The following is a 6,008-nucleotide window of genomic DNA, read 5'->3' as shown; positions in this document are numbered from 1 at the left end:
GCGCCGCCAGCGCCACCGATCCGCCCAGCAGGCCCAGACCGATGACCGCGATGCGCGTGAAGGGGGCAGCGCTCACCGGGCCGTGCCTGGCGCAGCGTCTGCCATGGTGCGCAGCGCGCCGGCGATGGCATCCATCTGCGCGGGCGTGCCGATGGTGATGCGCAGGCACTGCGGCAGCCCCTGCCCGGGCAGCCAGCGGGTGATATACCCCGCATCCATCAGGCCCAGATACGCCGCCTCTGCCGTGAGCGCGCCGGTAAACTCGATCAGCACGAAGTTGGCCTGGCTCGGCAGCGCGCGCAGCCCGTGGTTGCCCAGCGCCTCTAACGCGGCGACAAAGCGCGCGCGTTCGGCCCGGTTGTGCGCGGCCGATGCCTGGACAAACGCCTGGTCGTGCACCGCCGCCAGCCCCATCGCCTGCCCGGTGAGCGAGACGTTGAACGGCCCGCGAATGCGGTTGAGCATGTCGATCACGTCGGCCGGCCCGGTGGCCCAGCCGATCCGCTCTCCGGCCAGGCCATAGATCTTGGAGAACGTGCGCGTGACCAGCACGTTGGCGGCCGTACGCGCCAGATCGAGCGCGCCATCGTCATCGTCTGCCGCGACATATTCGGCATAGGCCTGGTCCACCACCAGCAAGACATCGGGGCGCAGGCCGGCATGCAGCCGCGCCAGTTCGGCACGGCCGATATAGCTGCCGGTGGGATTGTTGGGATTGGCCAGGAACACCACACGGGTCCGCTCGGTCACCGCCGCGAGCAGCGCATCGACATCGGTGCCGAAATCGGCGTCGGGCGCTTCCACGGGCGTTGCGCCACAACGCCGTGCCGCGATCGGATAGACCGAAAAGCCATAGCGCACGAACAGCACTTCATCCCCAACGCCGGCATAGGCCTGGGCCGCGATATGCAGCAGTTCATCCGAACCCGTGCCCATCACGATGCGCGCGGGATCGAGCCCGTGCAGCGCGGCCAGCGCGCCGCGCAGATCCTTGCTGTCAGGATCGGGATAGAGCGCGGCATTGGCCACCTGTGCGCGCGCAGCCATGGTCGCCGCGCTGGTGCCCAGCGGGTTTTCATTGGCCGACAGCTTGATCAACGGCTGCCCATCCAGCCCGGCCGATTTACCCGGCACATAGGCATGGATCGCCTTGATCCAGTCCTTGGGCTGCGGCCGCGAACGGTCGAGGCTGGCGGTCTGGGCGGATGCGGGCGCGGTCTGGTCGGTCATGATGGCATGGGCTTTACGCCATGAACCGCGCAATTCAAGCGTTACGCAGCATCCGTCCAAGCGAGCCCGGCGCCGTTCCAGTCGGTCGCCATGGCAAAGGCGGGCATCGTCACCTTGGCATTGGGGCCACGGTTGATCTGCAACGGCCCGTTGGGGCCGGCGCCCAGGGTCAGCCCGGCAGCGGAAAGCTGATAGGGCGAGACGCGATAGCGCGTGCACAGGCCGCCGTTGCCATCGCTGACCAGTTCCTGTTCGAACTCAAGCCCCTGCTGATGGCCCTGGCTGCGCCGCACGCGCGACACCACCAGTTGCCCATCGCCCAGATCGAGCACGAAAGGCGTGTCGAGCGGCACTTCGAGCAGCCCCTCGATCAGCGCGCCCGATTTCGAGAGGTTGCGCAGCACCACGGGGTAATAGTGATCCTCGTGCACCACGCCCACGCGGCGGAACATCGCCTGCCGCTGATGCCGCTGGCGCGCCGGGCCCGATGGCTCGATGGTCCAGTCCCCGCCGGAAAGGCCGGCAACGAACGTGTCGTTGTCGAGCGGCTGGCTATAGATGAAGCCCTGGACATGGCTGACACACAGCGCTTTCATCAGGTCGAACTGGTCAAAGCTTTCCACGCCCTCGGCCGTGGTTTCCATGTCCAGCGCCTGGGCCAGCGCGACGATGGCGGTGATGATCGCGCGGTTGCGGTTGCCCGGCTGGGTGGCGCCGCGCACGAACGACTGGTCGATCTTGATCTTGTCGAACGGCGCGCTTTTGAGATAGCCGAGACTGGAATAGCCGGTACCGAAATCATCGAGCGCCAGGCGCACGCCCAGGCCTTTGAGCGCGTTGAACCGCGCATCGGTCTGGCCGCCTTCTTCCAGAAACACGCCTTCGGTGATTTCCAGTTCCAGCCGCGCGGGATCGAGCCCGGATTGCGCCAGGGCCGAGGTGACCAGCGCAGGAAATGCCTCGTCGGCAAACTGCACGGGCGAGACATTGACCGCCACGCGCAGTGGGACTTCCCAGCCAGCTGCATCGGCGCAGGCCTTGCGCAACACCCATTCGCCGATCGTGCGGATGAGATTGGATTCCTCGGCAATGGGGATGAACCGCGCCGGCGATACCTGGCCATGTTCGGGATGGTTCCAGCGCAGCAGCGCCTCCACCCCGATCACCTGGTTGCTCTGCGCCTTGACGATGGGTTGGTAGTGCAGGGCAAACTGGCCCTGCGCCAGGGCATCGTGCAGGTCCTCCTCCAAGGCCTTGCGATCCTCTGCCGCCTTGAGCAGGTCGCTGGAAAAGAAGCGGAAGCGCCCGCGCCCGCTGCCCTTGGCGGCATAGAGCGCAAGATCGGCGCTGCGCACCAGGTCGTCGGCCGCCGCGCCATCGAACGGGGCAATCGCCACACCGATCGACGCGCCGATCAGGCAGCGGCTGCCATCGATCAGATAGGGCTGGGAAATATCCTCGATCAGGGCTTCGGCCAGTTCGCCCAGGTGTCCGCGATCCTCCACCTCGGGCAGGATGATCTGGAATTCATCGCCGCCCAGCCGGCACACGCGGCTGGCATCGCCCACCAGGCGTACCAGGCGATCGGCCACCTGCTTGAGCAGGGCATCACCGGCAGCGTGGCCCAGCGTGTCGTTGACCTGCTTGAAGCGATCGAGATCGATCAGCATCGTGGCGCAACCGCGCCGGGTGGAGGCCAGCGCGGCAAGCTTGCGCGCCAGCGTCTGGTTCATGTGACGGCGATTGGCCAAGCCGGTCAGCGGATCGTGCAGCGCCATGTGCGAGCTTTCCTCGGCATGGCGGCGCTGGTCGCTGATATCGGCGCAATGGCCGTGGAAGCCGGCAAACTGGCCACGATGGTGCACGGCTTCGCCCGACAACGACCACCAGCGCGGCTGGCTGGCCGGCCCGGTGCGCACGGTCAGCCGCTCAAAGCGGGTGCGCCGCGCCAGCACGAAGCGCAGCGAGCGCTCGCTGCCATTGTCGCCCTGGGTTTCATCGTGGTGGAACAGATCGAGCAGGGTGCGGCCAATCGGGTCGCCCTCGCCCGCAAGCAGCGCGCGCGCGGCAGGGGATAGATAGGTCAGCCGGCCATCGGCATCGCTCGACCAGAACGCCCCCAGCCCAAGCGCTTCATAGGCGCGGCACAGCGCGGTGGCATGATCGGGCGCGAGGCCAGTGGCCTTGGCGGCATCCCTGGCCGTGGGCGCAGCGGCAGGCGCGCCCGCAACGCCATCGGACCGTTCATTGCCACTGTTGCCTGGCCTGCCCCAGGCCATGCGCCGGATCACCATCAGAATCTCCGCCCAAGGGACGCTTTCGCTCAGGTGTTCTACGATGGGACGATTGCCTGATCGTTAACTTTGCAAAGCCGCCCGGGGGCTGCCGGGCGAACAAAAAAGAAGGCCGGAAGCGCGTGCGCTTCCGGCCCAGGTCGTTCGCAGGAGGAACATGGTTTGGCGGAGGAGGGGGAGAGAGGGAGAGGATCAGGCCCCCCACCCCGCCAAGCTGGTGAAAACTTACATGTTGTAGGCGCGTTCGCCGTGTTCGGAGATGTCGAGGCCTTCGCGCTCGGCTTCTTCGGTCGGACGCAGGCCGATCGTCTTGTCGAGAGCGATGAACAGGACCGCCGAGACACCGCCCGAGAGCACCAGGGTGACGCACACGGCCTTCACCTGGGTGATGATCTGGGCAACCAGGTCATAAGTGCCGGCCTTGGCGGGGAACACGGTGTAGTCGATCCAGCCCTGGCCACCCAGCGACGGGTCGGCCACGATGGCGGTGCCGATGGCGCCGACGATCCCGCCGACACAGTGCACGCCGAACACGTCGAGCGTGTCGTCATACTTGAGGGCGTTCTTGACGGTGGTGACGAAGAAGAAGCAGATCGGCGAGACGACGAGGCCGAGGACGATGGCGCCCATCGGCGCGGCATAGCCGGCCGCCGGGGTGATCGCGACGAGGCCGGCGACGGCACCCGAGGCAGCGCCCAGCATCGAGGGCTTGCCATGCTTGATCTGTTCGACAACCGACCAGGAGACGGCGGCGGCGGCAGTGGCGACGAAGGTGTTGATGAAGGCGAGCGCGGTGGCCGCGTTCGATTCCAGGCCCGAACCGGCGTTGAAGCCGAACCAGCCCACCCACAGCAGCGAGGCACCGATCATGGTCATGGTCAGCGAGTGCGGCGGGGTGGCTTCCTTGCCAAAGCCCAGGCGCTTGCCGATCACGAGGCAGCCGACGAGGCCAGCGATACCGGCGTTGATGTGCACCACGGTGCCGCCGGCAAAGTCCAGGCCGCCCCAGCCATAGATCAGGCCGGCGTCGGAGGTGTTGGACGACAGGAAGTCAGGACCGGCGAAGTACCACACCATGTGGGCCATCGGGAAATAGACCAGGGTGAGCCACAGCACGGTGAAGATCATCAGCGGGGTGAACTTCACGCGCTCGGCAAAGGCGCCCACGATCAGCGCCGGCGTGATGCAGGCGAAGGTCATCTGGAAGATGACATAGACATATTCGGGCAGGTAGACGTTGTTGGAGAACGTCGCTGCATAAGTCGAGGTGGAAACCCCCGCCAGGAACATCTTGGAGAAGCCGCCGACATAGGGCGAGCCGCCGGTGAAGGCCATCGAATAGCCCCAGCAGACCCAGCACAGCGCCGCGACCGACACGATCATCAGCACCTGCATCAGCACCGAAAGCATGTTCTTGGTGCGCACCAGGCCGCCGTAGAACAGCGCCAGGGCGGGGATGCTCATCATCAGCACCAGAGCGGCCGAGACCAGCATCCAGGCGACGTCACCCTTGTTGACCATGGTGGCCATCTGGTCGGCCGTGGGGGCCTTGATCGGCCCGGTTTGCGCAAAGGCGGCAGAGGCCATGCCGAGGCTGAGCCCGGCTGCCGTCATGCCACTGATCATCTTGCGGATCATATGGTTTCCCCTCTGTTCGGAAGTCACAGCGCCATATCGCCGCTTTCGCCGGTGCGAATGCGCACCGCCGAAGCGAGATCGAGCACGAAGATCTTGCCGTCGCCGATCGCCTCGGTGCTGGCGGTTTGCTGGATGGTCTCGACAATCTGCGCCGCGAGGTCGTCGCTGGCAGCGATTTCGAGCTTCACCTTGGGCAGCATGTTCGTGGAGTATTCGGCGCCGCGGTAGATCTCGGTCTGGCCCTTCTGTCGGCCAAAACCCTTCACTTCCGACACCGTCATCCCAGCAACGCCCAGACCCGACAGCGCTTCACGCACTTCGTCGAGCTTGAACGGCTTGATGATGGCGATGATGAATTTCATTCATGCCCCCTTTCACGGCCTCAACCAGCCGGTGCGGAACCGGCATGAATTGTTAAAGCAAGGGGCGTGCCAAATCCGTTTTCTTACGAAATCAGCGATTCACGGAAACCATATCCATTGTCGAGCGTTTCGCCGCCGCTCGATTCTTGTGCAGTGCACAGAATCTGCCTAAATTTTAGGCAGGAGCTTTCCCACTCAGCCGCAGCCGAGCCCACACCGGCAGGTGATCCGACGCCTGCTGCGCCAGGGGGCTATGGTGCACGCCGATGCCGTCGACCACCCAGTCGTGGCTGGCGACGATACGGTCGAGCTGGCCCAGCGGGCGCCGCGCGGGAAAGCTGCGGCCGGGCGCGAGAACTGAAAGATCGCCGGGAAAGGCCTGGAGCGCGCCGCCGCGTGGCGCCCATTCGTTGAAATCGCCCATCAGCACGCGGGGACCGCGCCCGGCCGCCGCGCAGGCAACGCGCACCTGCTGGCGGCGGCG

At 65.9% G+C, this 6,008-nt stretch carries 5 protein-coding genes; all 5 read right to left on the bottom strand.

Annotated elements, in window-relative coordinates:
- Positions 1–72: 72 nt before the first annotated feature.
- Positions 73–1,230, bottom strand: a complete 1,158-nt coding sequence (gene hisC, locus H926_RS0101420) for a histidinol-phosphate transaminase (protein WP_022674714.1) — start codon at positions 1,228–1,230, stop codon at positions 73–75.
- A gap of 41 nt (positions 1,231–1,271) precedes the next feature.
- Entirely contained in the window at positions 1,272–3,524 is a 2,253-nt protein-coding gene (locus H926_RS25040) for a bifunctional diguanylate cyclase/phosphodiesterase (protein ID WP_022674713.1), read from the bottom strand.
- Between the two features lie 225 nt (positions 3,525–3,749).
- Positions 3,750–5,162: an ammonium transporter gene (locus tag H926_RS0101410; protein ID WP_022674712.1), complete on the bottom strand. Its 1,413-nt coding sequence runs from the start codon at positions 5,160–5,162 to the stop codon at positions 3,750–3,752.
- A gap of 23 nt (positions 5,163–5,185) precedes the next feature.
- Complete coding sequence (locus H926_RS0101405; protein ID WP_022674711.1) at positions 5,186–5,524, bottom strand: P-II family nitrogen regulator; 339 nt, start codon at positions 5,522–5,524, stop codon at positions 5,186–5,188.
- Positions 5,525–5,699: 175 nt separating this feature from the next.
- A partial coding sequence (locus tag H926_RS0101400; protein WP_022674710.1) for an endonuclease/exonuclease/phosphatase family protein occupies positions 5,700–6,008 on the bottom strand: 309 nt, incomplete at its 5' end.

Source organism: Novosphingobium sp. B-7 (assembly GCF_000410615.1).
In the GTDB taxonomy this organism is placed as follows: domain Bacteria; phylum Pseudomonadota; class Alphaproteobacteria; order Sphingomonadales; family Sphingomonadaceae; genus Novosphingobium; species Novosphingobium capsulatum.
Note: the sequence above shows the minus strand (reverse complement) of the source record. Positions and strands in the feature narration are given on the sequence as shown.